Source organism: Pseudomonas sp. SD17-1 (assembly GCF_029201585.1).
GTDB lineage: Bacteria > Pseudomonadota > Gammaproteobacteria > Pseudomonadales > Pseudomonadaceae > Aquipseudomonas > Aquipseudomonas palmensis.
Genome location: NZ_CP104044.1, coordinates 5,606,733 through 5,630,724, shown reverse-complemented (window position 1 = coordinate 5,630,724; position 23,992 = coordinate 5,606,733). Strand labels below are relative to the sequence as shown.

The window sequence follows — 23,992 nt, the reverse complement described above, 5'->3', positions numbered from 1 at the left end:
AGTCACTTTTCGCCTAGGGGCGCATATGAAGTTTCGTTTTCTGCTCTGGGCCATGGGTTTGCTGATGGCCCGGGCCAGCCGCAACAACCCGGCGTTCCAGCAGCAACTGAAGGACAAGGACCTGGTGTTCCAGTTGCAGACCCTCGACGGCAAGGTCGCCCGGCACTTCATCGTCAGCAACCAGCGCATCCGCAGCAAGGGTGGCACCCATGCCGAGCCTGCGTTCGCCATTGCCTTCAAGGATGCCGCCTACGGCTTCGCCACGCTGCAGGCCAAGAACAAGCAGCTGGCGTTCATGCAGGGGATTCAGGACAAGTCGATCCAGATCAAGGGCAACCCGGCCCTGGTGATCTGGTTCCAGGGCCTGATGAAGTACCTGATGCCGCGCAAGAAGAAAGCCTGAGCGCAGCGCCCAGGCTTCAGGTTGTCAGTGCGGGGTGAACTGTGACGCCAGTTCACGCAGCAGCGATTCGGCTTCAAGCACCTTGTGCACCACGTCCTCGGCCTTCTCGCGGCTGATGTTCAGGCGCTCCAGCAACGCGTCGGGGATGCGGTCGTCCGGCCCCGAGCCGATGCCGCGCGCGCGCAGCAGGCGTACCGCCACGCACACCAGGTTGGGGAAGGCGGCATGGTCGCCCGCGTAATGCGGGTCGTGCTGAAAGCGCAGGGCGGTGGCCAGCTCTTCGGGCATGTCCCAGAAGCGCATCAGCCAGGCACCGATCTGCTCGCGGCTGATGCCCAGCAGGTGCTGCTCGACATAGCTGTGGCACAGATGCGGGTTGACCTCCAGGTGGCGGCAGATCAGCGAGAAATGCGGCGGGAACACATGCGCCAGCAGCAGGTAGCCGAAGTTGTGCAGCAGCCCGGCCAGGTAGGTCAGGCCCGACTCAGGACGCTCGGCGCGGGGCATGGCGCGGGTCAGGCCCTCGATCACGGCGGCGGTGTAGATCGATTGCTGCCAGTAGGGGGTGGTCTGCTGCGGGTGATCCTTGGGCAGGCTCAGGGTCTTGCCCAGGGCCAGGCCCAGCGCCAGGTTGATCACCAGGTCGAAGCCCAGCACCCGCACGATGGCGTCTTCCACCGAGCGGATCTTGCCGGGGGAGGCGTAGTAGGGCGAGGCGGCCCAGCTGACCACCTGCGCGGCCAGCGCCGGATCGGTCTCGACCACACCGGTGATGTCGTCGATGGTGGCGTTGGGGTCGACCCGCAGCTTGATGATCTTCTGTGCGGTCTCGGCCAGCGGCGGGATCTCGATGGTCGATTCCAGGCGCTGCTGGATGCGTCGTGCGGTAAATGCCTGCACCGCCTCGGTGATCTCCTTGCTGTCATCGGCCGGACGGTCGAGGTTGGGGCGGATCTCGCTGAGCATTACACCGAAATGCCCGGCACTGGCCTTGGCCAGCATCTTCCTGAAGTGCTCGCTGTGGATTTCCAGCAGCAGGCCGGGGGTTCCGGAATGAATCAGCAGGGCCGGCTGCTTGAGCAGGCGCTCCTCGTACAGGCACGGTGAGCTGGTCAGCGCCGGAATGGCGGGCAGGATCGTCAGGCCGTGCTTCTTGAGCATCAGTTCGAGCCGCTCGAGCGGCACGGCGGTGAGCTTGCGGCCGGTCAGCTCGGTCAGGTGGCTGAGGTCCAGCAGCTGGTTCTGCGGGAACAGCACCATCAGCGCACCGACCGCGTCGTCGAGCAGCACGGCCTGGACCTTGGCCTCGGGCGCCAGCTGCGGGTGGTCGATGACCTCGCGGTAGGCGATGCCGAGCTTGTCGAGCAGCAACCGGATAACAGACGGTGTGTGGGGGGTTGCGGTATCCAGGGCAACTTCAGTCATGGTCTGTATCCAGTATTTTTTCAGCGGCCAGTATAGCCGGCTCGATGGGGGCGGCCCGCGTCGACATGGGAGGTACGTCACACCTGGCCATATTGCTGCCCGTGGCGTAACCAGCGGTCGAGCAACGGGCTGACGTGGTCCGGCCAGCGTGCCAGCAGGGCCTGTGCAGCATCGCGCACCGCCGGCAGCAGGTCGGCGTCGCGCATCAGGTCGGCGACCTTGAACTGCAACAGGCCGGTCTGGCGGGTCCCGAGCATTTCGCCCGGGCCACGCAGTTGCAGGTCTTTCTCCGCAAGGACAAAGCCGTCATTGGTTTCGCGCATGATCCCCAGGCGTTCACGCCCGATCTGCGACAGTGGCGGATGATACAACAGTACGCAATGGCTGGCCGCACTGCCGCGTCCGACTCGCCCGCGCAACTGGTGCAGCTGGGCAAGACCAAGGCGTTCGGGGTTCTCGATGATCATCAGGCTGGCGTTGGGTACGTCCACGCCCACCTCGATCACGGTGGTGGCCACCAGCAGTTGCAGGTTGCCCTGCTTGAACTCGGCCATCACCGCAGCCTTCTCGGCCGGCTTCATGCGCCCGTGGATAAGCCCCACGCGCAACTCGCCCAGGGCACTGGTGAGCTCTTCGAAGGTGGTTTCGGCGGCCTGGCAGGTCAGCTCTTCGGACTCTTCGATCAGGGTGCATACCCAATAGGCCTGGCGCCCTTCGGCACAGGCGGCGCGCACGCGCTCGACCACTTCGATGCGGCGGCTGTCGGCCACCAGTACAGTGTTGACCGGGGTACGCCCCGGCGGGAGCTCGTCGAGCACCGAGGTGTCGAGGTCGGCATAGGCGCTCATGGCCAGGGTGCGCGGGATCGGCGTGGCAGTCATGATCAGCTGGTGCGGGCACAACTGGCCGCCCACGCCTTTCTGGCGCAGGGCCAGGCGCTGCTGTACGCCAAAGCGGTGCTGTTCGTCGATGATCGCCAGGGCCAGGTTGTGAAACTTCACCTCTTCCTGGAACAGCGCATGGGTACCCACCACCATTGGCGCGCCGGCGGCGATCTGCTCCAGCGCGGCAGTGCGCGCCTTGCCCTTGAGCTTGCCGGCCAGCCAGGCGACTTCGATGCCCAGCGGTTCGAGCCAGCGCTTGAAGGTGACGAAGTGCTGCTCGGCAAGAATCTCGGTGGGGGCCATCAGCGCCACCTGGTAGCCGGCTTCCAGTGCCTGCAGGGCTGCGAGCGCGGCGACCACTGTCTTGCCGGCACCCACATCGCCCTGCACCAGGCGCAGCATCGGCTCGGGCTGGCTGAGATCGTAGGCGATCTCGTTGCCCACGCGCTGCTGTGCGCCGGTTGGAGCGAAGCCCAGGTTGGCCAGGTATTGGGCCGCCAGCCTGCTCGCCTTGGGCAACACCGGGGCCCGCTGGGCGCGCAGGCTCTCGCGCAGGCGCTGCTGCGACAGCTGGTGGGTCAGCAGCTCTTCGAAGGCCAGGCGGTGCTGGGCCCAGTGGTGGCCCACGGCAAGTTCTTCGACATCGGCATCGGCCGGCGGGTGGTGCAGGTAGCGGATAGCATCGGCCAACGGTGCCAGCTGGTAGTCGCGTGCCAGTTCCAGCGGCAGCCAGTCGGGCAGGCTGCGCGGGCCGAGCAGGCCCAGGCTCTGCTGGCACAGCTGGCGCAGGCGCTGCTGGGTGAGGCCTTCGGTGGTCGGGTAGATCGGGGTCAGGGTGGTATCGACCGGGGGCGGCTCGTCGCCGGTCAGGGCGCGGTACTCGGGGTGGTAGATCTCCAGGCCCGAGGCGCCGGGGCGCGCTTCACCGTAGCAGCGAAGGTGGGTGCCGCGCTTGAGCGCTTCTTTCTGGGCGTTGCTGAAGTGGTAGAAGCGCAGGCTCAGCGAACCTGTGCCATCGCCCAGGCGCACCAGCAGGCTGCGGCGCCTGCCCATGGTCACGTCGGTGCCACTGACCACGCCTTCGATCACTGCATCCTGGCCCGGGCGCAGGGCGCCGATCGGCACCACGCGGGTGCGGTCCTGATAGCGCAGGGGCAGGTGGAACAACACGTCCTGGATGTTCTCCAGGCCAACCTTGGCCAGCTTCTCGGCCAAGGCTTCGCCAACGCCCTTCAGTGCCGTGACCGACACCTTCGACAACTCGGTCATGCTCGGGCCCTAAGGTGCGGCGGGTGGCTTGGCCACCGAACACAGGCGGATCGAGTCGGCCAGAATCTCGATGGCCTTGGGCCGCGGGAAGCTCGCGCGCCAGGCGATCGCCACGGTGCGAAACGGTGCCGGCGGGCTCAATGGGCGGACTTCGATGATGCCCGGCGCGTAGTGATGGCTATGCACGGCCGACAGCGGCAGGATCGACACGCCCAGCCCCGAGGCGACCATGTGGCGGATGGTTTCCAGCGAGCTGGACTCCACCGTGGTGTGCTTGGCGCCGTCGTTGCCCTTGGTCAGGGTCGGGCAGGCCTCCAGCACCTGGTCGCGGAAGCAGTGGCCTTCGCCGAGCAACAGCAGGCTCTTGTCGTTGAGCAGGCTGGCGTCGATGGTCTCTTTCTTTGTCCAGGGATGCTCGCTGGGCATCAGCACGTAGAACGGCTCGTCGTACAGCGGCAGCGTCAGCACGTCGGCTTCATTGAACGGCAGGGCGATGATCACCGCGTCCAGCTCGCCGTTGCGCAGCTTGTCACGCAGGATATGGGTGAAGTTTTCTTCGATGTACAACGGCATCTGCGGGGCAACCCGGTGCAGTTGCGGAATCAGGTGCGGGAACAGGTACGGGCCGACGGTATAGATGGCCCCCACCTTGAGCGGCGCGGTCAGCTGGTTCTTGCCGGCCTGGGCCAGTTCACGGATGCCCTGGGCCTGCTCCAGTACCTTCTGCGCCTGGGCCACGATGCCTTCGCCGACCGGGGTCAGGCGCACCGCGCTCTTGCTGCGCTCGAAGATCAGCACGCCCAGCTCGTCCTCCAGCTTCTTCACGCCCACCGACAGGGTCGGCTGGCTGACGTGGCAACGCTCGGCCGCGTGGCCGAAGTGCTGTTCCTGAGCGAGGGTGACGATGTAGCGCAATTCTGTGAGGGTCATAACGTGCGTCCATGAAGTTGCGAGCCCAGCATAGCGGCTGCAATCGATAGACGCACGTTATCAGACTTGCGTGCGTGTGACAGAAACAAACAACTCAGCGTTTCTTGTCCAGCGAGTACACGAACGGCGCGACCACTTCGATACTGCCGTTGTTGAGCAGTTCCTGAGGCGGCTTGGGCACGGGTTGAGCCTTGCGGATCATTTCCAGGGTTGCCCGGTCCAGTGCCGCGCTGCCTGAACCACCGGCCAGCGAGTACGACAGGATCTTGCCTTCGGCGTCGACCACGAAGCGCAGCCGGTTGATGCCCTGCAGGCCCCGTCGACGCGCGTCTTCCGGGTAGCGCTTGTACTTGCCAAGGTGACGCAACAGGTCGCTCTGCCAGGTCGGCAGGGCATTGCTGTTGGCGGCGATGCTTGGCGCCGGTGCTGCGGATTTCTGCGCCGGAGCGTTGCTTGGCGGGGAATCCACGGTTTCCTGGTCGACCGGCTTGTCCTGCGGCGGCTCCGGTTTTTTCTCCGGTTTCGGAGGCTGGGGCTTGGCCTTGGGCTTGGGCGGTGGCTTGGGTATCGCGATTTTCGGTTTGGGCGCTTCTGCCACCTTGGGCAGTGGTGGCTCCTCGACCGGCGTCGGCGGCTGTGGCGGGGCCACGACCTTCGGCGGCGGTGGTGGGGCCGGCTCGGGCATCGGCGCCATCTCGATCATCATCGCCGCAGGCGGCAGTTCGATTGCCTGGGGCACCGACCAGTTGAGCATCAGCACCACGGCAACGGCATGCACGGCCAGCACAATCGCCAGGCTGACGCCGTAGCGCGCCAGTTTATGCCGCGTATTGGTCATTTCTTGGCTGCCGTCTCAAGTCCCACCAGGCCGACCTTCAAGTAGCCGGCTGCGCGCAGGGTGTTCATGACTTCCATCAGGTCGCCGTAATCGACGCCCTTGTCAGCCTGGAAGAAGATGGTGGTGTCCTTGTCGCCCTTGGTCTTGGCGTCCAGTACCGCGCCCAGCTGGTCGCGTTGCACCTGATCGTCGCCGACGTACAGGTTCTGGTCGGCCTTGACGCTGAGGAACACCGGCTTCTCCGGCCTGGGCACGGGCTTGGCGGTCGAGGCCGGCAGGTCGACCTTGATGTCGACCGTGGCCAGGGGCGCCGCCACCATGAAGATGATCAGCAGTACCAGCATCACGTCGATGAACGGCGTGACGTTGATTTCGTGGTTCTCGGCGAGATCGTCGCCGCCCTCGTTAAGATGCAGGCCCATGGTTTACCCCACTTTCACCATGTGTGGCGCAGCGGAACGCTCGCCTGGCTGGTGGTCCAGGTCGCGGCTGACCAGCAGCAGCACGTGCGCCGAAGCGTCGGAAACCTGTGCCTTGTAACCGGCGATGGAACGGGCGAAGACGTTGTAGATGACCACTGCGGGGATCGCGGCAACCAGGCCCAGGGCGGTGGCCAGCAGGGCCTCGGCGATACCGGGTGCAACCACCGCGAGGTTGGTGGTCTGGGTCTTGGCGATGCCGATGAAGCTGTTCATGATGCCCCACACGGTACCGAACAGACCGACGAACGGAGCGGTGGAGCCGATGGTGGCAAGCACGCCGGTACCGCTGCTCATGTTGCGACCGCTGGCCGCGACCAGGCGCTCGAGGCGGAAGCTCACGCGCTCCTTGATACCTTCTTTTTCACGGGCATTGGCCGACAGGTGCATTTCCTCGAGGGCATCGTGCACCAGCAGGTGTGCCAGGGTGCCGGGCTTGTCGGCGGTTTCGCTGGCGTCCTTGATGCTGGTGGCCTTCTTCAGCAGGGCGATTTCAGAACGCAGGCGGCGCTTGGCGCCCATCAGTTCGAAGCCCTTGGCAATCCAGATGGTCCAGGTGATCAGCGAGGCGATGGCCAGGCCGATCATCACGATCTTCACCACGATGTCGGCGTTCTGGTACATGCCCCATGGCGACAGGTCGTGGGCCATGCCCAGGCTGGTGTCTTCGACCAGCGCTTGGGTGGCGTCGTCGGCCTGGCCTTCGACAGGGGCAGCGCCCGGCGCGGCGGCGGCATCCGCAGGCTCGGCGCCCGGGGCAGCAGGTGCGGCCGGGGTAGCATCGGCAGGGGCAACGGCGGCGGCCGGTGTGGCGTTCTGTGCGGCGGGCTCATCGGCCATGGCGGCGGGGGCCAGTACCAGGCTGAACATCAGCGCGGCAATGGCGCGCCAGGCGCGCGACAGGGTTGGCGAAGCGGAAGGTTGAATACGTGTCATGCTGGCCGGACCTGATGAAGAAGAAATGGGTGGTTGTCCTTCCAGGCCTCGAGTCGGGCCGAGAACAAAATTTGGGCGGCCATTATTGCAAGTAATTCTTGTTAACAGAAGATACACAGTATCTTTTTTTGCATATTAACTAGCCGCCTATCGATTTCCACAGATAGGCTGTGGCTTTGTCTGACGGAGTGTGCGGATGTCTTCGCCTTCAGTTCTGATCGTCGGTTGCGGCGATGTGGGTGGCCGTCTGGCCCAGCAATTGCTGGGCCTTGGCTGGTCGGTAAGCGGTTTGCGCAGAAATGTGGCGGCCTTGCCCGCGGGGGTTGCCGGCATCGCGGCAGACCTGGAAAACCCGCAGTGCCCGACCGATTGGCCTTTGGTCGCACCCGACTACCTGGTGTACTGCGTGGCCGCCAGCCAGCATGACGAGGCGGGCTATCAGGCGGCTTATGTACAGGGCCTCAAGCATGTACTGGGCTGGCTGGCCGAGCGTGGCCAGCGACCGCAGCGCCTGCTGTTCGTGTCCAGCAGCAGTGTGTTCGCCCAGCAGGACGGCGAGTGGATCGATGAAACCGCCGCCACCTTGCCGTCAGGTTACTCGGGGCAGGTCATGCTCCAGGCCGAACAGCTGGCACTGGCCAGCGGCATTCCGGCCAGCATCGTGCGCCTGACCGGTATCTACGGGCCGGGCCGCGAATGGCTGCTCAGCCAGGTGCGCCAGGGGTATCGGGTGACCGAAGAGCCGCCGCTGTACGGCAACCGCATCCATGCCGAGGACGCGGCAGGGCTGCTGGCCTTCCTGCTCAAGGCCGATGCGGCAGGGCGTGCGCTGGAGGACTGCTACATCGGGGTGGACGATGCGCCGGCGCCATTGGCCGACGTGGTGGCCTGGTTGCGCGAGTACATGGGCGTCACGCATTGGTCGGAGCAGCAGCGTGTGCGGCGCACCGGCAGCAAGCGCTGCAGCAATGCGCGTGCCCGGGCACTGGGCTGGGTGCCACAGTACCCGAGCTACAAGGAAGGCTACGCGGCGATTCTGGCGGCGCAAACCTGAGGGCTCACCCGATCAGTCGCGCTCGAGCAGCCATTGCCGGGCGCCGGGATACAGCTGCGGCATCTCGTCTGGTTGGGCGCTGTTGAGGGCACGCAGGATTTCCAGCGTCTTGCCATCACGCTTGAAGATCCACGGGTTGCCCTGCTGGTTGCGCTCCAGCCACAGGCTGTCGTACTCGCCGCTCATGCTGGCGCAGTCGCCGGCCAGGCACAGTGCGTAGCGGTCCAGATTGGGCAGGCCCTCGACACTGCCCGTGTCGCCGAAGCGTACGACATTGCCCTGACCAGGGCCCTCGATCACCTTCCAGTCACCCTTCAGGTAGGCGCCGTACAGCGCCTGCTCGAAGGTGGTCCCGGTGCGGGCTTCCATTGGGGCGGGAGAGCTGGCCTTCTGGAAGCTGTGCTGCGGCGCCATCGGGGTGGCGTGCTGCACCAGTTCGTCGCCATCCAGGCTCAACGTCTGTATCTCATTGCCCGGGAATACCACGTCCCGTTGTTTTTCGCCGGCCTTGAGCTGGCCTTCGACGATCTCGAAACCGTTGGTGTAGCTGGCCTGTTCGGCCGCGACGTTGACCTTCCATTCCAGGTTGCCGCCGCTGTCCTGCAGCGCCTTGCGCAGGCTCACGCCTTTGGCGGCAGCATCGATGGCCTGCTGGTTGATCCAGATGCCGTTGTAGTCTTCGGGTTTGTGGCTGGCGCAGCCGCTCAACAGTGCGGCGGCCAGAGCCAGGGCAAGCGCGTGGCGCATGGCGGGGTCCTTCCAGAACAGTGCGGCGGCGAGCCGGCCGGCCCGCCGCGCGAGGTATTACTCGAGGACCAGGATCGCGTCCATTTCAACCTGCGAGCCGCGTGGCAGCGCAGCGACGCCGATGGCGGCGCGGGCAGGGTAGGGCTGTTCGAAGTAGCGGCCCATGACCTCGTTGACCTTGGCGAAGTGGCTCAGGTCGGTCAGGAAGATGTTCAGCTTGACGATGTCCTTGAACGAGCCGCCGGCAGCTTCGGCCACGGCTTTGAGGTTTTCGAACACCTGTACGGTCTGGGCTTCGAAGCCTTCGACCAGCTCCATGGTTTTCGGGTCCAGCGGGATCTGGCCCGACATGTACACGGTATTGCCGGCCTTGATCGCCTGGGAGTAGGTGCCGATGGCCGCTGGGGCCTTGTCGCTGGTGATGACGGTCTTGGTCATGGTGACTCCTTGCAGGGGGAGGGCTACGTGCGCATGCGGGTGATGCGAATCACCCCGGTCAGGGCACGCAGTTTCTTGATCACGCGGGCCAGGTGCACACGGTCGTGCACGCTGACCACCAGCTGGACCACGCTGATGCGGCCATCACGTTCGTCCATGCTGATCTTCTCGATGTTGCCGTCGGCGGCGTTGACGCTGCTGGCCAGCAGGGCAATCAGGCCGCGCTGGTGTTCCAGCTCGACGCGCAGCTCGACATTGAATTCGCCGGTGACATCCTTGGCCCAGGACAGCTGGATGCATTTTTCCGGGTTGTGGCGAATTTCGCTGATGTTGCGGCAGTTCTCCAGGTGCACCACCATGCCCTTGCCCGCCGACAGGTGCCCGACGATCGGGTCGCCCGGAATCGGCGTGCAGCACTTGGCGTAGCTGAGCACCAGGCCCTCGGTGCCGCGAATGGCCAGAGGACCCTCGGGGTTGGGCAACTGCTCGCCTTCGCTGGAGAGCAGGCGGCGGGCCACTACGTAGGCCATGCGGTTGCCCAGGCCGATATCTTCGAGCAGGTCTTCGATCACTTCGAGGCGATACTCGGCCAGCATGGCCTGGATGCGCTCCTGGGGGATCTTGTCCAGCGCGCTGTCGAAACCGTTGAGCACCTTGTTGAGCAGGCGCTCGCCCAGGTTGATCGATTCGGAGCGGCGCTGCAGCTTCAGGGCATGGCGGATATGGGTGCGCGCCTTGCCGGTGACCACGAAGTTCAGCCAGGCCGGGTTCGGTCGTGCGCCCGGGGCGCTGACGATCTCGACCGTCGAGCCGCTCTGCAGCGGTTCGGACAGCGGTGCCAGGCGGCGGTTGATGCGGCACGCGATGCAGCTGTTGCCGACGTCGGTATGCACCGCGTAGGCAAAGTCGACCGCCGTGGAGCCCTTTGGCAGCTCCATGATGCGGCCTTTGGGCGTGAACACGTAGACCTCGTCCGGGAACAGGTCGATCTTCACGCTTTCGATGAATTCGAGCGAGTTGCCCGCGCGCTGCTGCATTTCCAGCACGCCCTTGACCCACTGGCGCGCCCGGGCATGGGTGCCCTTGGGCTGCTCGTCGTCACTGGACTTGTACAGCCAGTGCGCCGCGATGCCGTTGTTGGCCATCTCTTCCATCTCGCGGGTGCGGATCTGGATCTCGATGGGCACACCGTGCATGCCGAACAGGGTGGTATGCAGCGACTGGTAGCCGTTGGCCTTGGGGATCGCGATGTAGTCCTTGAAGCGCCCCGGCAGCGGCTTGTACAGGTTGTGCACGGCGCCGAGCACGCGATAGCAGGTGTCGACCTTGTCGACCACGATGCGGAAGGCGTACACGTCCATGATCTCGTTGAAGGCGCGGCGCTTGCCGCGCATCTTCTTGTAGATGCCGTAGATGTGCTTCTGCCGCCCGCTGACCTCGCCTTCGATACCGTCCACGGCCAGGCAGTGGCTGAGCGATTCCTCGATCTTGTTGACCAGCTCCTTGCGGTTGCCGCGGGCACGCTTGACTGCCTGGTAGATACGCGCCGAGCGCATCGGGTACATGGCCTTGAAGCCCAGGTCCTCGAACTCCACGCGCACAGTGTGCATGCCCAGGCGGTTGGCGATGGGGGCGTAGATCTCGAGGGTTTCCTTGGCGATGCGCCGGCGTTTTTCGCCCGACAGCACTTCCAGGGTGCGCATGTTGTGCAGGCGGTCGGCCAGCTTGACCAGGATCACGCGAATGTCGCGGGCCATGGCCATGGCCATCTTCTGGAAGTTTTCGGCCTGGGCTTCGGCCTTGGTCTCGAAGTTCATCTGGGTCAGCTTGCTGACGCCATCGACCAGTTCGGCGACGGTTTCGCCGAATTGGGAACTGAGGGCTTCCTTGGCGATGCCGGTGTCTTCGATCACGTCATGCAGCATGGCGGCCATCAGGCTCTGATGGTCCATGTGCATGTCGGCAAGAATGCTTGCCACCGCCAGCGGGTGCGTGACGTATGGCTCGCCGCTGCGACGGCGCTGGCCGTCGTGGGCTTGTTCGGCGTAGAAATACGCCCGGCGTACCAGGTTGACCTGGTCGGCGCCGAGGTAGGTCGAGAGGCGATCGGCGAGGGCGTCTATGCTCGGCACGATGTTAGCTCCTGCCGAGAAAGTGGGCCCTGCGCCGTACAACGTCGACCAGGCATGGACTTAGACGGCCTCGTTGGCCTCGTCCTCACCGAATGCAGCGAAGACCGGGTCTTCGTGGACGATGTCCTGTTCGGCCATGAATTCTGGGGTGCAGATGCCTTCGGCGATTTCGCGCAGGGCGACGACGGTCGGCTTGTCGTTTTCCCACGCCACTTTCGGCTCTTTGCCGCCGGTGGCCAGTTGGCGGGCACGCTTGGTAGACAGCATGACCAGCTCAAAGCGGTTATCCACGTGTTCTAGACAATCTTCAACGGTTACGCGGGCCATGGTCTTCCTCAGTAGCAAATGCGGTGTTCAGCCCGAATGGGCGAGCGGACTCGATAGTTTAAAAAATCACCAGCCTTTAGGGAAGCGCTGATTTCACGTCGAGACCTGTGTAAGCCGACAATAACCAGTTGTGAGGCTCTAGCACAACTGTCTTGTGGGGGTGGATTCAAATGCTTGGCCGGCAAGGTCGGCGCCTGCAGAACTGCGCACCTGCCCCGTGGGAGCCGGCCTTGCCGGCGAAGGGGCCCGAAAGTCAGGCCTGGCCCTCCTGGCGCCCCAGCATCCCGCGCAAACGCGGGGTCAATTCGTCGAACAGGGTCTGCACCGAACGCAGCGCACGGCAATCGGGGCGGGTCAGCAGCCACAGTTCGGTATTGCACCCGGGCAGGGCACCGCTCAACTGTTCCACCCCCGGCAAGGTATCGGCCATGTAGTCGGGCAGGGCAGCCACCCCCAGCCCGGCCGCCACCAGCTGTGCAATCGCCGCGATTCCGCTGCAGCGATAGCGCGGCATCACCCCCGGCAACTGCTGGCTGCGCCACACCACTGTGGCGTGGTCCTGCATGGAGTCGTCGGGGGCAATCCAGGGCACGCTGGCCGGGGCCTCGGCCAGCCGCTCGCGGTACTCCTCGCGCCCGCACACCACATACGAGGCCGCCCCCAGGCAGCGCCCCACAAGGTGCTCGGGTGGCGAATTGGTCAGGCGCAGCGCCAGGTCGGCGTCGCGCCGGCTGAGGTTGGCGAAGGTGTTGGAGGTCGCCAGTTCCAGTGACAGGGCCGGGTATGCCGGCATGAAGTCGGCCAGGGCGGGTAGTAGCAGGCTGTGCAGCACCGCATCGGTACAGGTCAGGCGCACCGTGCCGCTGACCACCTGTTCGCCGTGCTCCAGCGCCACCCGCGCCGCATCCAGCGCCTGCTCGGCGCGTTCGGCCTGCTCGGCCAGGGCCTGGGCGGTGCCGGTGGGGATGTAGCCCTTGCGGCTCTTCACGAACAGCGCGGTGCCCAGTGCGGCCTCCATGCGCCGGATCGAGCGGAACACCGTCGACACATCGACCCGCAGCAGGTCTGCAGCCTTGGCCAGGGAGCGTCCGCGTACCAGCGCGAGCACCAGGGAAAGGTCGGCGTGACTGATCTGATATTGCATGGGTGCACTCTTTGCTTGCCTAAATGCCAATGTCTGTTGCGTGGGGGCCATTCTATAGTGAGGCGGCAGTCGTGAATCAACCCGCGACGTTGTCAGAACCTGGAACGACCGTGCAATGCCGCGGCGTTCGGCATTCCCCACGATGGGAACCTTAAAAAGAACAAATGAAACCATCGCCGCTCCCGATAGCGCAGTAACACCTCCTCCATTGCCGCCCGATAAAAAATCAAAGGATGCCTAGCCATGACGTCGGTCTCCCCGTGCGCCATCCCTCTCGACGAGATGGGTGAATTTCTCAAGGCCCACCCTGAGGTGCAATTTGTCGATCTGCTGATTGCAGACATGAACGGCGTGGTGCGTGGCAAGCGCATCGAGCGTGCGAGCCTGGTCAAGGTCTACGAAAAAGGCATCAACCTGCCGGCTTCGCTGTTCGCCCTGGACATCAACGGTTCCACCGTCGAAAGCACCGGCCTGGGCCTGGACATCGGCGACGCCGACCGTATCTGCTACCCGATCCCCGGCACCCTGAGCTTCGAGCCCTGGCAGAAGCGCCCCACCGCGCAGCTGCTGATGACCATGCATGAACTGGACGGCACGCCATTCTTCGCCGACCCGCGCGAAGTGCTGCGCGGCGTGGTGGAGAAGTTCGACGCGCTGGGCCTGGATATCTGCGCCGCGTTCGAGCTGGAGTTCTACCTGATCGACCAGGACAACCTGAACGGTCGCCCGCAGCCGCCGCGCTCGCCGATCTCCGGCAAACGCCCGCAATCGACCCAGGTTTACCTGATCGATGACCTGGACGAGTATGTCGACTGCCTGCAGGACATGCTCGAAGCGGCCAAGGAGCAAGGTATCCCGGCCGATGCCATCGTCAAGGAAAGCGCCCCGGCGCAGTTCGAGGTCAACCTGCACCACGTGGCTGACGCGATGAAGGCCTGCGACTACGCAGTGCTGCTCAAGCGCCTGATCAAGAACATCGCCTACGACCATGAGATGGACTCCACCTTCATGGCCAAGCCGTACCCTGGCCAGGCGGGCAACGGCCTGCACGTGCACATCTCGCTGCTGGACAAGAAGACCGGCAAGAACATCTTCGCAACCGACGACCCCGAAAACAGCGAAACCCTGCGCCACGCCATCGGCGGCGTGCTCGAAACCATGCCGGCATCGATGGCCTTCCTGTGCCCCAACGTGAACTCCTACCGCCGTTTCGGCGCGCAGTTCTACGTGCCCAATGCCCCGAGCTGGGGCCTGGACAACCGTACCGTGGCCGTGCGCGTGCCTACCGGCAGCAGCGATGCCGTACGTATCGAGCACCGCGTGGCCGGCGCCGATGCCAACCCGTACCTGATGATGGCTTCGATCCTGGCCGGCATTCACCACGGCCTGACCAACAAGGTCGACCCGGGCGAGCCGGTCGAGGGCAACTCCTACGAGCAACTGGAGCAGAGCCTGCCGAACAACCTGCGCGATGCGCTGCGCGAGCTCGATGACAGCGAGGTGCTGAACCAGTACATCAGCCCCGACTACATCGACATCTTCGTGGCCTGCAAGGAAAGCGAGATGGCGGAGTTCGAAGTGTCGATCTCCGACCTCGAATACAACTGGTACCTGCATACGGTGTGATGGCTGGATAAAGCTGCAACGGAGGCTTAACCGATGAACGAGCGCGCAGGGCGGCTGCCCCTGATTGGTGTGAGTGCTTGCCGCCAGCAACTGGGCAAGAACTCGTCGCATACCGTGGGCGACAAGTATGTCGAGGCGGCCGGTTTTGCCGGATTGCCGCTGATTCTCCCGGCCCGGGACGTCGCAAGCGACCCGAACCTTGTGCTGGAGCATCTGGATGGCATTCTTTTTACCGGTTCGCCTTCTAATGTCGAGCCGCATCATTACAATGGCGCCCCCAGCGTGGAAGGCACCCGCCACGACGTGTTTCGTGACCGGCTGACCCTGCCGCTGCTGCAGGCCGCGATTGCCAGGGGTGTGCCGGTGTTCTGCGTGTGCCGGGGCTTCCAGGAACTCAACGTCAGCCTGGGCGGCACCTTGCACCAGCGTGTGCAGGAGCTGCCAGGCTACCTGGACCATCGCGAGTCGCAGGATGCGCCGCTGGAAGAGCAATACAGCCCCCGCCACCTGGTGACATGCCAGCCCGGGGGGAAATTCGAGCAGATGGGGCTGCCTGCCCGCTTCATGGTCAACTCGCTGCACAGCCAGGGCATCGATCGCCTGGCCGCCGGCCTGCGCGCCGAAGCCCTAGCTCCCGATGGACTGATCGAAGCCGTGTCCATGGATGACGCCCCAGGCTTTGTGGTCGGTGTGCAATGGCACCCGGAATACCGCTTTGCCGAAAACCCGGTGTCGCTGCGCCTGTTCGAGGCGTTTCGCGAAGCCTGCATCGCCCATGCGCTGCGCCGGGAGAAGGCCCTATGAGGTCACCCGGCTGAACCGGCGATGCACTGCAACAAGTTTCATTGAGTGATAGCGGGCACCCCACGGGGGGCCCGGAAAATAATACCAATAGTGACGGCAACTACTCATGAGCGAACACAAAGCAGGCCTGTCCCCAGGTGTGGGCGGGCGATCCAAAGGGCTGGCCAAGGGCCGGCTCGGACTGCTGGCCAGCATCGTGCTGGGCATTTCCACTATTGCGCCGGTGTATACCCTCACCGGCGCCCTCGGCCCGACCGTACGCGAAGTCGGCGCCCACCTGCCGGCGGTGTTCATCGTCGGTTTCCTGCCCATGTTGCTGGTGGCGCTGGGTTATCGCGAGCTGAATGCCGCCGAACCCGACAGCGGCACCTCGTTCACCTGGTCGGTACGTGCCTTCGGCCCGATGATCGGCTGGATCGGTGGCTGGGGGTTGGTCACCGCCACCACCATCGTGTTGTCGAACCTCGCCGGTGTGGCGGTGGACTTCTTCTATCTGTTCCTCGGGCAGATCACCGGCAAACACGAGGTGGCGGCGCTGGCCGACAACCTGCTGGTCAATGTGACCACCTGTTGCGTGTTCATCGCCATGGCCGTGTGGATCTGCTGTCGCGGCATCGCCACCACCATGACCGTGCAGTACGGCCTGGTGGCGCTGCAACTGATCGTGCTGCTGGGTTTTGCCATGGCCGCATTCGGCGGGTCGTCGGAGGCGCCGCCGCTGACCTTCGAGATGGACTGGTTCAACCCGTTCGGGGTGGAGTCGTTCTCGGCCTTCACCGCCGGCCTGTCGCTGTCGATCTTCATCTTCTGGGGCTGGGACGTGTGCCTGAGCATCAGCGAAGAATCGGTGGGCAGCGATGACGTACCGGGCAAGGCAGCGACCCTGACCGTGCTGCTGATTCTGGGCCTGTACCTGGTGACCGCAATTGCCACCCTGCAGTTTGCCGGCATCAGCGATATCGGCCTGGGCCTGGGCAACCCGCGTATCCAGGAAAACGTCTTCGCCCACCTGGCCGGCCCGGTGATGGGGCCGCTGGCGATCCTGATGTCGATCGCGGTACTGGCCAGCACCGCGGCCTCGTTGCAGTCGACCTTCGTTTCGCCGGCGCGCACGCTGCTGGCGATGGGGTACTACGGCGCAGTGCCGGAGCGCTTCGCGAGCGTCTGCCCGCGTTCGAAAACCCCGCGTTATGCCACCATCTGTGCCGGCGTGGCCGCAGGCGTGTTCTACGTGACCATGCGTACCCTGAGCGAGAACGTGCTGGCCGACACCATCACTGCCCTGGGCATGATGATCTGCTTCTACTACTCGCTGACCGCGTTCGCCTGCGTGTGGTACTTCCGCCACAGCCTCACCGACAGCCTGCGTCACTTCCTGATGCGCGGCCTGTGCCCGTTGCTGGGCGGCGGCATTCTTTCGGTGATTTTCCTGCAGACAGCCTATGACAGTGCTTCGCCGTCGTTCGGCAGCGGTTCGCATGTAGGGGGGTTGGGGCTGGTGTTCGTGATCGCGATGATTATCACCCTGCTGGGCCTGGTGCTGATGATGCTGTCGCGCCTGCGTGCGCCGGCGTTCTTCCTGGGCATGACCCTGCGCCGTCACGCAACGGTGCCCGGCCGCGGTTAAGCGGCCGAGGCACGCTGCTCAGGCAAGCAGTTGCCTGAGCAGTTCGCTGTGACGTTGCTGCTGCTGGCCGCGCTGCAGGCGGTTGGCACGGAACACCGCCTTGAGGTCGTCCAGTGCCGTGGCGAAGTCGTCGTTGATGATGACGAACTCGTATTCGTCGTAATGCACCATCTCGCTGACCGCCTCGCGCATGCGCCCTTCGATGATCTCGTCGCTGTCAGTGCCGCGGTTGGTCAGGCGCTGGCGCAGGGCCTGCTGGCTGGGCGGCAGGATGAAGATCGAACGCGCCTCGGGCATCAGCTTGCGCACCTGCTGTGCACCCTGCCAGTCGATTTCCAGGATCAGGTCATGGCCCTGGTCAAGGGTCTGCTGCAGTGCGCTGCGCGAGGTGCCGTAGCAGTTGCCGAAGACTTCGGCCTGCTCCAGGAAGTCGCCCTGGGCGATCATGCGGTCGAACTCGGCGCGGTCGACGAAGTGGTAGTTCACCCCGTCATGCTCGCCCGGACGCATGGCCCGCGTGGTGTGCGAGACCGACACGCGAATGTGGTTGAGGTCGTCGGTGAGCGCCTTGACCAGGCTGGTCTTGCCGGCGCCCGAAGGGGCCGAGACGATGAAAAGGGTGCCGCTGCTGTGGGTCATGGTAGGGGTGGCCTTACTCGATGTTCTGTACTTGTTCACGCATCTGCTCGATCAGAACCTTGAGGTTGACCGCCGCTTGGGTGCTGCGTGTGTCAAAGGCTTTGGAGCCCAGGGTGTTGGCTTCGCGGTTGAGTTCCTGCATCAGGAAATCCAGGCGCCGGCCGGCGGCGCCGCCCGACGTGAGCACGCGGCGCACTTCGGTGACATGCGTGCTGAGGCGGTCGAGTTCTTCGGCCACATCGCTCTTCTGCGCCAGCATCACCATCTCCTGCTCCAGACGCTGCGGGTCGAGTTCGGCCTGCATGTCGGCAAAGCGGTCCAGCACCTTCTGGCGCTGGGCGGCGAGCATCTGCGGCACCAGGGCGCGCAGGGTGGTGACTTCCTCGCTCATGCTGTCGAGGCGCTCGTTGATCAGTCGGGCGAGTTCCGCGCCTTCGCGGTTGCGGCCGTTCTTGAGCTCCTTGAGGGCCTGTTCGAACAGGCCCATGGCCTCGGCATTGAGCGCCTGCGGGTCGCTGGCATCGGCCACCAGCACGCCCGGCCAGGCCAGCACCTCGAGCGGGTTGAGGGGGCCGGGCTGCTTGATCAGGCCGGCCACGGTCTCGGCGGCGGCGACCAGCTGAGCGGCACGCTCGCGGTCGACCTGCAGCGGCTTGCCGGCGTTCTCTTCATTGAAGCGCAGGGTACATTCGACCTTGCCGCGCGACAGGCCCTGGCGCAGGGACTCGCGCACCGCGCCTTCGAGGTCGCGCAGGGCTTCGGGCAGGCGCAGGTGCGGCTCGAGGTAGCGATGATTGACCGAGCGCAGTTCCCAGATCAGTGTGCCCTGGGTCCCGGCCTGCTCGACGCGGGCGAAGGCGGTCATGCTGTGCACCATGGGAAGTACCTCGCAGATTAGGGAGCAAGCCGACAGCCTGCAAAGGCGCAGGATTGTAACGCAGTGCGGCGCCGGCTCCCAATGCGCTGATGCTACAAAGCAGCGGGCAGGGCGCCGCAAATACCGGGCGGCGCGGGCAGATCGGGGCTTTTGGCGTGGTGCGCCGATGATCGGCTGGCCGTGCATTTGGCCGCAGGCATGTCCACCGAGGGCCCTGTAGCCCTATAATGCCGGGCAGATTCATATCCAGTACAGGTAGCCCAAATGAAACGTCCAAGTGGTCGCGTTGCCGATCAGCTGCGCTCGATCCGCATCACCCGCAACTACACCAAACACGCCGAGGGGTCTGTACTGGTCGAGTTCGGAGACACCAAAGTCATCTGCACGGTCAGCGTCGAGAACGGCGTACCGCGCTTCCTCAAGGGCCAGGGCCAGGGCTGGCTGACCGCCGAGTACGGCATGCTGCCGCGCGCCACCGGCGAGCGCAACCAGCGCGAAGCCAGCCGCGGCAAGCAGGGTGGTCGTACCCTCGAAATCCAGCGCCTGATCGGCCGCTCGCTGCGCGCCGCGCTGGACATGAGCAAGCTGGGCGACATCACCCTGTACGTCGACTGCGACGTGATCCAGGCCGATGGCGGTACCCGGACCGCGTCGATCACCGGTGCCATGGTTGCGCTGGTCGACGCCCTGCGCGTGGTCAAGAAGCGTGGCGGCCTGAAGGGCGGCGACCCGGTCAAGCACATGATTGCGGCCGTATCGGTCGGCATGTACCAGGGCGTGCCGGTGCTCGACCTGGACTACCCGGAAGATTCGGCGGCCGAAACCGACCTGAACGTTGTGATGACCAGCGCCGGTGGTTTCATCGAAGTCCAGGGCACCGCCGAAGGTGCTCCGTTCCAGCCTGAAGAGCTCAACGCCATGCTGGCGCTGGCGCAGAAGGGCATGACCGACCTGTTCCAACTGCAGCAGGCCGCGCTGGCGGACTGATCGGGAGTCGACATGGCCGATCCGTCCAACGCGCCGATGCCCGGTGATGCAGCCCGTCATTGGGGCATGTTGTGCCACCTGGCGGCGGCTGCCGGCATGGTGGTGCCGTTCGCCAACCTGATCGCGCCGCTGGCCTTGTGGTGGTTCAAGCGCGGCATCGACCCGTACGTCGACGCCCAGGGCAAGGAGGCGGTGAACTTCCAGCTGACCATGACACTGCTGGGCATGGTGTGCGTGGTGGGGTTTACCGTACCGATGGCCAAGCTTGCGCTGACCATCATCTCGCTGGGGGTGGCGGTACTGATCGTCATTGCGGCGGTCAAGGTCAAGCAGGGCAAGGCCTTTCGTTATCCGTGGGCCTGGCGTGTGCTGACCTGACATGCTTCGTCGGCAAGGCCGGCTCCTACGGCGGTTGCGTTGACCCGGTAGGAGCCGGCCTTGCTGGCGAAAGGGCCCAAAGGCCAGATACGAAAAAGCCGACACGCAGTCGGCTTTTTTGTGGCTGAGCGATCAGATCGTCAGCGTCCAGTCATAGTCCACGATCAGTGGCGCATGCTGGGAGAAGCGTGGCTGACGCGGCAGGCGAGCGCTTCGTACGAAGCGGCGCAGGCCCGGGGTCAGCAGCTGGTAGTCGAAACGCCAGCCCAGGTTGAGCATCTCGGCCTGCTCGTTGTCCGGCCACCAGCTGTACTGGTCGCCCTCACGGCTGACTTCGCGCAACGCATCCACATAGCCCATGTTGCCGACGATCTCGTCCATCCAGGCCCGCTCTGGCGCCAGGAAACCCGGCGACTGCTGGCCGTCGCGCCAGTTCTTCACGTCGAGCTTCTGCTGCGCCACATACAGCGAGCCGCAGTAGATGTACTCGCGACGCTTGCGGCGCTGCTTGTCCAGGTATTTGCCGAAGTCGTCCATCAACTTGAATTTCTGGTTGAGGTCTTCGTCACCGTTCATGCCCGAAGGCAACAGCAAGGTGGCAATACTGACTTTGTCGAAATCGGCCTGCAGGTAACGCCCGTAGCGATCGGCTGTCTCGAAGCCCAGGCCGCTGATGACTGCCTTGGGCTGCAAACGCGAGTAGAGTGCCACGCCGCCTTGGGCTGGAACTTCTGCATCGCAGGCATAAAGGAAGTAGCCATCGAGCTGGAAAGCTGGGTCGTCGAGTTCAAAGGCCGAGGCGCGGGTATCCTGAAGGCAGATGACGTCGGCATTCTGGGCTTGTAGCCAGCTGAGCAAACCACGCTCGACTGCAGCCTGAATGCCATTAACGTTCACACTGATGATCCGCATAAATGGCCCCAAAAATCTCGTGCGTGTATGATACCCGAGCTGTACTCATTTAGCTAAATCTGTGGTAGCCGGGACTCTTCATGCAGCCGTATCAGCGCGAATTCATTCGTTTTGCCATCGATCGTGGGGTTCTGCGCTTCGGTGAGTTCACCCTCAAGTCGGGCCGCATCAGCCCGTATTTCTTCAACGCCGGCCTGTTCAACAGTGGCGCTGCCCTGGCTCAGCTCGGTCGGTTCTATGCGGCGGCGATCGTCGACAGCAAGATCCCGTTCGACGTGCTGTTCGGCCCGGCCTACAAGGGCATCCCCCTGGCTGCCGCGACGGCGGTGCAACTGGCCGAGCACCATGGGCTGGATGTGCCGTGGTGCTTCAACCGCAAGGAAGCCAAGGCACACGGCGAGGGTGGCAGCCTGGTGGGCTCGCCACTGGCAGGCGACGTGCTGATCATCGACGACGTGATCACTGCCGGCACGGCCATCCGCGAGGTGATGCAGATCATCCAGGGCCAGCAGGCCAGGGCGGCGGGCGTACTGATCGCGATGAATCGCCAGGAGCGTGGCAACGGCGACCTGTCGGCGATCCAGGAAGTGGAGCGTGACTTCGGCATTCCGGTGGTCAGCATCGTATCGCTGACCCAGGTGCTGCAGTTCCTCGCCGATGACCCGGCGCTCAAGCAGCACTTGCCGGCCGTCGAGGCCTACCGGGCCCAGTACGGTATCTGAGGCAAACAAAAAGGCGACCCGCGGGTCGCCTTTTTTGTACCTGTGGTGGCCCGCTCCTGTAGGAGCCGGCCTTGCCGGCGGATACCTCAGCGCGGTTCGTGATTGGTAATCAGGGTACCTACGCCGCTGTCGGTGAAGATCTCCAGCAGTACCGCATTCGGCACGCGGCCGTCGATGATGTGCGAGCTGTGCACGCCGCCCTGTACTGCTTCCAGTGCGCAACGGATCTTGGGCAGCATGCCGCCGTAGATGGTGCCGTCCGCGATCAGTTCGTCAACCTGCTCGGTGGTCAGGCCGGTGAGCACGGTGCCCTGCTTGTCCATCAGGCCGGCGATGTTGGTCAGCAGCATCAGCTTCTCGGCCTTGAGCGCTTCGGCCACCTTGCCTGCCACCAGGTCGGCGTTGATGTTGTACGACTCGCCGTTGGCACCAACGCCGATTGGCGCGATCACCGGGATGAAGTCGCCCTTGACCAGCATGTTCAGCAGGTCGGTGTTCACCCCGACCACTTCGCCCACATGGCCGATGTCGATGATTTCAGGGCTGGTCATCTCTGGCGTCTGGCGGGTGACGGTGAGCTTCCTGGCGCGAATCAGCTCGGCGTCCTTGCCGGTCAGACCGATGGCGCTGCCGCCATGACGGTTGATCAGGTTGACGATGTCCTTGTTCACCTGGCCGCCGAGCACCATCTCCACCACGTCCATGGTCTGCGCATCGGTGACGCGCATGCCATCGACAAACCGGCTTTCGATGGACAGACGCTTGAGCAGGTCGCCGATCTGCGGGCCGCCGCCGTGCACCACCACCGGGTTGATGCCGACTGCCTTCATCAGCACCACGTCGCGGGCGAAGCCGGTCTTGAGCTCTTCGCTCTCCATCGCGTTGCCGCCGTACTTGATCACCAGCGTCTTGCCGACAAAGCGGCGGATGTAGGGCAGCGCTTCGGACAGTACCTGGGCGACATGGGTGGCGGCATCACGATCAAGGGTCATGCAGGGCTCCAGTTGGAACAAGGGGTCGGTCAGAACGTTGGTTGCAGATCAGGGGCTGCGCGCTTGAGCTGGGCAAGGAACACGTCCTTGATTCGCTGCAGCTCGGCTTCGCTGTCGGCCTCGAAGCGCAGTACCAGCACCGGCGTGGTGTTGGAGGCGCGAACCAGGCCCCAGCCGTTGGGGTAGTCGACCCGTACACCATCGATGGTGGTCAGGTTGGCGTCTTGGCCCCAGTCGGCGTCGCGTTGCAGTGCCTCAATGATGCTGAATTTACCCTCGTCCGTCACATCAATGTTGATTTCAGGGGTACAAATATCGTTCGGGAACGCCGCGAACAGCGTTTCGGCATCGCTATCGGCCTTGCTCAGAATCTCCAGCAGGCGCGCGGCGCTGTAGATGCCGTCGTCGAAACCGTACCAGCGCTCCTTGATGAAGATGTGCCCGCTCATCTCGCCGGCCAGCAGGGCGCCAGTCTGCTTCATCTTCTTCTTGATCAACGAATGACCTGTCTTCCACATCAGCGCGCGGCCGCCGTACTGTTCGATCAGCGGGGTCAGGCGGCGGGTGCATTTGACGTCGAAGATGATCTCGGCGCCCGGGTTGCGCGCCAGCACGTCCTGGGCGAACAGCATCAGCAGGCGATCGGGGTAGACGATGTTGCCGGTGTTGGTCACTACGCCGACACGGTCGCCGTCACCGTCGAAGGCCAGGCCCAGGTCGGCGCCGCTTTCCTTGACCTTGGCGATCAGGTCCACCAGGTTTTCCGGCTTGCCCGGGTCGGGGTGGTGGTTGGGGAAGTTGCCGTCGACCTCGCAGAACAGCGGGATCATCTCGCAGCCCAGCGCCTCGATCAGCTGCGGGGCGATCACCCCGGCGGCGCCGTTTCCGCAGTCCACCACCACCTTGAGCTTCTTCGCCAGCTTGATGTCGCCGGTGATCTGGGTGAAGTAGCGGTCCAGGATCTCGACCTTCTCGACGCTGCCTTCGCCGCGGGTGAGGTCGTTGGTCTGCAGGCGAATCAGGAGGGCCTGGATCTGCTCATTGGCCAGGGTGTCGCCAGCGATGACGATCTTGAAGCCGTTGTAGTTCGGCGGGTTGTGGCTGCCAGTGAGCATCACCCCGGACTTGCCGGCCAGCACGTTGGCGGCGTAGTACAGGGCTGGCGTGGGCACCAGGCCGACGTCGCTGACCTTGCACCCGGCCTCGACCAGGCCCTTGATCAGTTGCTCGACCAGCATCGGGCCGGACAGGCGACCGTCGCGGCCAACCGATACATGCGGCTCGCCCTGGGCCAGGCTCTGTGCACCGATGGCGCGGCCGATCCAGTAGGCGGTTTCGGCGGTGAGGCCTTCGCCGACCACACCTCGGATATCGTAGGCGCGGAAGATGCTGGCGGGGAGGTTCGGGGTCATGCGTTCCATG

Annotated in this window: 23 protein-coding genes and 1 pseudogene; 8 read left to right on the top strand and 16 right to left on the bottom strand. The window is 64.4% G+C overall.

Going from position 1 to position 23,992, the window contains the following annotated elements; translation table 11 throughout:
- Nucleotides 1-25: 25 nt before the first annotated feature.
- On the top strand, nucleotides 26-403 hold the full coding sequence (locus N0B28_RS25780; protein ID WP_043861558.1) for a helicase: 378 nt from the start codon (nucleotides 26-28) through the stop codon (nucleotides 401-403).
- Between the two features lie 24 nt (nucleotides 404-427).
- Here N0B28_RS25780 and N0B28_RS25775 read toward each other — a convergent pair whose 3' ends face one another.
- The 6 genes from N0B28_RS25775 to exbB all read right to left on the bottom strand — a co-directional run bounded on the left by N0B28_RS25775 (nucleotide 428) and on the right by exbB (nucleotide 7,164).
- Nucleotides 428-1,828 carry an aminoacyl-tRNA deacylase and HDOD domain-containing protein gene (locus N0B28_RS25775; RefSeq protein WP_043861559.1) on the bottom strand — a complete coding sequence of 467 codons (1,401 nt, stop codon included), beginning with the start codon at nucleotides 1,826-1,828 and terminating at the stop codon, nucleotides 428-430.
- A 77-nt stretch (nucleotides 1,829-1,905) separates the two neighbouring features.
- Nucleotides 1,906-3,981: an ATP-dependent DNA helicase RecG gene (recG, locus tag N0B28_RS25770; RefSeq protein ID WP_275729573.1), complete on the bottom strand. Its 2,076-nt coding sequence runs from the start codon at nucleotides 3,979-3,981 to the stop codon at nucleotides 1,906-1,908.
- A gap of 9 nt (nucleotides 3,982-3,990) precedes the next feature.
- Entirely contained in the window at nucleotides 3,991-4,911 is a 921-nt protein-coding gene (locus N0B28_RS25765; RefSeq protein ID WP_043861561.1) for a hydrogen peroxide-inducible genes activator, read from the bottom strand.
- A gap of 94 nt (nucleotides 4,912-5,005) precedes the next feature.
- Nucleotides 5,006-5,749 carry an energy transducer TonB gene (locus N0B28_RS25760; RefSeq protein WP_043861562.1) on the bottom strand — a complete coding sequence of 248 codons (744 nt, stop codon included), beginning with the start codon at nucleotides 5,747-5,749 and terminating at the stop codon, nucleotides 5,006-5,008.
- Nucleotides 5,746-6,171: a TonB system transport protein ExbD gene (gene exbD / locus N0B28_RS25755; RefSeq protein ID WP_043861563.1), complete on the bottom strand. Its 426-nt coding sequence runs from the start codon at nucleotides 6,169-6,171 to the stop codon at nucleotides 5,746-5,748. Before exbD ends, N0B28_RS25760 begins: the two co-directional genes overlap by 4 nt.
- A gap of 3 nt (nucleotides 6,172-6,174) precedes the next feature.
- Nucleotides 6,175-7,164, bottom strand: coding sequence for a tonB-system energizer ExbB (gene exbB, locus N0B28_RS25750; RefSeq protein ID WP_043861564.1), 990 nt, complete (start codon nucleotides 7,162-7,164; stop codon nucleotides 6,175-6,177).
- 196 nt (nucleotides 7,165-7,360) lie between these two features.
- On the opposite strand from exbB, the gene N0B28_RS25745 reads away from it, so the two are divergent.
- On the top strand, nucleotides 7,361-8,218 hold the full coding sequence (locus N0B28_RS25745) for an SDR family oxidoreductase (protein WP_196932049.1): 858 nt from the start codon (nucleotides 7,361-7,363) through the stop codon (nucleotides 8,216-8,218).
- 12 nt (nucleotides 8,219-8,230) lie between these two features.
- Here N0B28_RS25745 and N0B28_RS25740 read toward each other — a convergent pair whose 3' ends face one another.
- The 5 genes from N0B28_RS25740 to N0B28_RS25720 form a co-directional block, all read right to left on the bottom strand.
- The gene (locus tag N0B28_RS25740) at nucleotides 8,231-8,965 is read right to left on the bottom strand and encodes a hypothetical protein (RefSeq protein WP_043861566.1); all 735 of its coding nucleotides are present in this window, start codon (nucleotides 8,963-8,965) and stop codon (nucleotides 8,231-8,233) included.
- 57 nt (nucleotides 8,966-9,022) lie between these two features.
- The gene (locus N0B28_RS25735; RefSeq protein WP_043861567.1) at nucleotides 9,023-9,403 is read right to left on the bottom strand and encodes a RidA family protein; all 381 of its coding nucleotides are present in this window, start codon (nucleotides 9,401-9,403) and stop codon (nucleotides 9,023-9,025) included.
- Nucleotides 9,404-9,426: 23 nt separating this feature from the next.
- Nucleotides 9,427-11,535, bottom strand: coding sequence for a bifunctional GTP diphosphokinase/guanosine-3',5'-bis pyrophosphate 3'-pyrophosphohydrolase (gene spoT, locus N0B28_RS25730; protein WP_043861568.1), 2,109 nt, complete (start codon nucleotides 11,533-11,535; stop codon nucleotides 9,427-9,429).
- 60 nt (nucleotides 11,536-11,595) lie between these two features.
- A complete protein-coding gene (rpoZ, locus tag N0B28_RS25725) occupies nucleotides 11,596-11,862 on the bottom strand; it encodes a DNA-directed RNA polymerase subunit omega (RefSeq protein ID WP_043861569.1) in 267 nt (88 codons plus the stop codon).
- A 253-nt stretch (nucleotides 11,863-12,115) separates the two neighbouring features.
- A complete protein-coding gene (locus tag N0B28_RS25720) occupies nucleotides 12,116-13,006 on the bottom strand; it encodes a LysR family transcriptional regulator (protein WP_054916676.1) in 891 nt (296 codons plus the stop codon).
- A 243-nt stretch (nucleotides 13,007-13,249) separates the two neighbouring features.
- On the opposite strand from N0B28_RS25720, the gene N0B28_RS25715 reads away from it, so the two are divergent.
- The 3 genes from N0B28_RS25715 to N0B28_RS25705 all read left to right on the top strand — a co-directional run bounded on the left by N0B28_RS25715 (nucleotide 13,250) and on the right by N0B28_RS25705 (nucleotide 17,063).
- Nucleotides 13,250-14,632, top strand: a complete 1,383-nt coding sequence (locus N0B28_RS25715) for a glutamine synthetase family protein (RefSeq protein WP_043861571.1) — start codon at nucleotides 13,250-13,252, stop codon at nucleotides 14,630-14,632.
- Between the two features lie 33 nt (nucleotides 14,633-14,665).
- Nucleotides 14,666-15,436, top strand: coding sequence for a gamma-glutamyl-gamma-aminobutyrate hydrolase family protein (locus N0B28_RS25710; RefSeq protein WP_054916675.1), 771 nt, complete (start codon nucleotides 14,666-14,668; stop codon nucleotides 15,434-15,436).
- Nucleotides 15,437-15,542: 106 nt separating this feature from the next.
- Nucleotides 15,543-17,063 (top strand): APC family permease, encoded by a 1,521-nt coding sequence (locus N0B28_RS25705; RefSeq protein ID WP_043861573.1) that lies wholly within the window; start codon nucleotides 15,543-15,545, stop codon nucleotides 17,061-17,063.
- Between the two features lie 18 nt (nucleotides 17,064-17,081).
- Here the strand turns inward: N0B28_RS25705 and gmk are convergent, their stop codons facing one another.
- Both gmk and N0B28_RS25695 read right to left on the bottom strand, forming a co-directional pair.
- Complete coding sequence (gmk, locus tag N0B28_RS25700) at nucleotides 17,082-17,702, bottom strand: guanylate kinase (protein WP_043861574.1); 621 nt, start codon at nucleotides 17,700-17,702, stop codon at nucleotides 17,082-17,084.
- Between the two features lie 13 nt (nucleotides 17,703-17,715).
- On the bottom strand, nucleotides 17,716-18,579 hold the full coding sequence (locus tag N0B28_RS25695) for a YicC/YloC family endoribonuclease (protein WP_043861575.1): 864 nt from the start codon (nucleotides 18,577-18,579) through the stop codon (nucleotides 17,716-17,718).
- A gap of 264 nt (nucleotides 18,580-18,843) precedes the next feature.
- On the opposite strand from N0B28_RS25695, the gene rph reads away from it, so the two are divergent.
- Together rph and N0B28_RS25685 are read left to right on the top strand one after the other, a co-directional pair.
- On the top strand, nucleotides 18,844-19,566 hold the full coding sequence (gene rph / locus N0B28_RS25690) for a ribonuclease PH (protein WP_043861576.1): 723 nt from the start codon (nucleotides 18,844-18,846) through the stop codon (nucleotides 19,564-19,566).
- Between the two features lie 12 nt (nucleotides 19,567-19,578).
- Nucleotides 19,579-19,944 carry a DUF4870 domain-containing protein gene (locus tag N0B28_RS25685; RefSeq protein ID WP_255002056.1) on the top strand — a complete coding sequence of 122 codons (366 nt, stop codon included), beginning with the start codon at nucleotides 19,579-19,581 and terminating at the stop codon, nucleotides 19,942-19,944.
- 132 nt (nucleotides 19,945-20,076) lie between these two features.
- Here the strand turns inward: N0B28_RS25685 and N0B28_RS25680 are convergent, their stop codons facing one another.
- The gene (locus tag N0B28_RS25680) at nucleotides 20,077-20,856 is read right to left on the bottom strand and encodes an exodeoxyribonuclease III (protein WP_043859862.1); all 780 of its coding nucleotides are present in this window, start codon (nucleotides 20,854-20,856) and stop codon (nucleotides 20,077-20,079) included.
- An 80-nt stretch (nucleotides 20,857-20,936) separates the two neighbouring features.
- Here N0B28_RS25680 and pyrE point away from each other — a divergent pair, with 80 nt between their 5' ends.
- Nucleotides 20,937-21,578, top strand: coding sequence for an orotate phosphoribosyltransferase (pyrE, locus tag N0B28_RS25675; protein ID WP_043859861.1), 642 nt, complete (start codon nucleotides 20,937-20,939; stop codon nucleotides 21,576-21,578).
- Nucleotides 21,579-21,664: 86 nt separating this feature from the next.
- Here pyrE and argB read toward each other — a convergent pair whose 3' ends face one another.
- Nucleotides 21,665-22,570 carry an acetylglutamate kinase gene (gene argB, locus N0B28_RS25670; protein WP_043859860.1) on the bottom strand — a complete coding sequence of 302 codons (906 nt, stop codon included), beginning with the start codon at nucleotides 22,568-22,570 and terminating at the stop codon, nucleotides 21,665-21,667.
- Between the two features lie 29 nt (nucleotides 22,571-22,599).
- Nucleotides 22,600-23,970: pseudogene (locus tag N0B28_RS25665) on the bottom strand (phosphomannomutase/phosphoglucomutase); the annotation flags it as partial.
- Nucleotides 23,971-23,992: the final 22 nt, after the last annotated feature.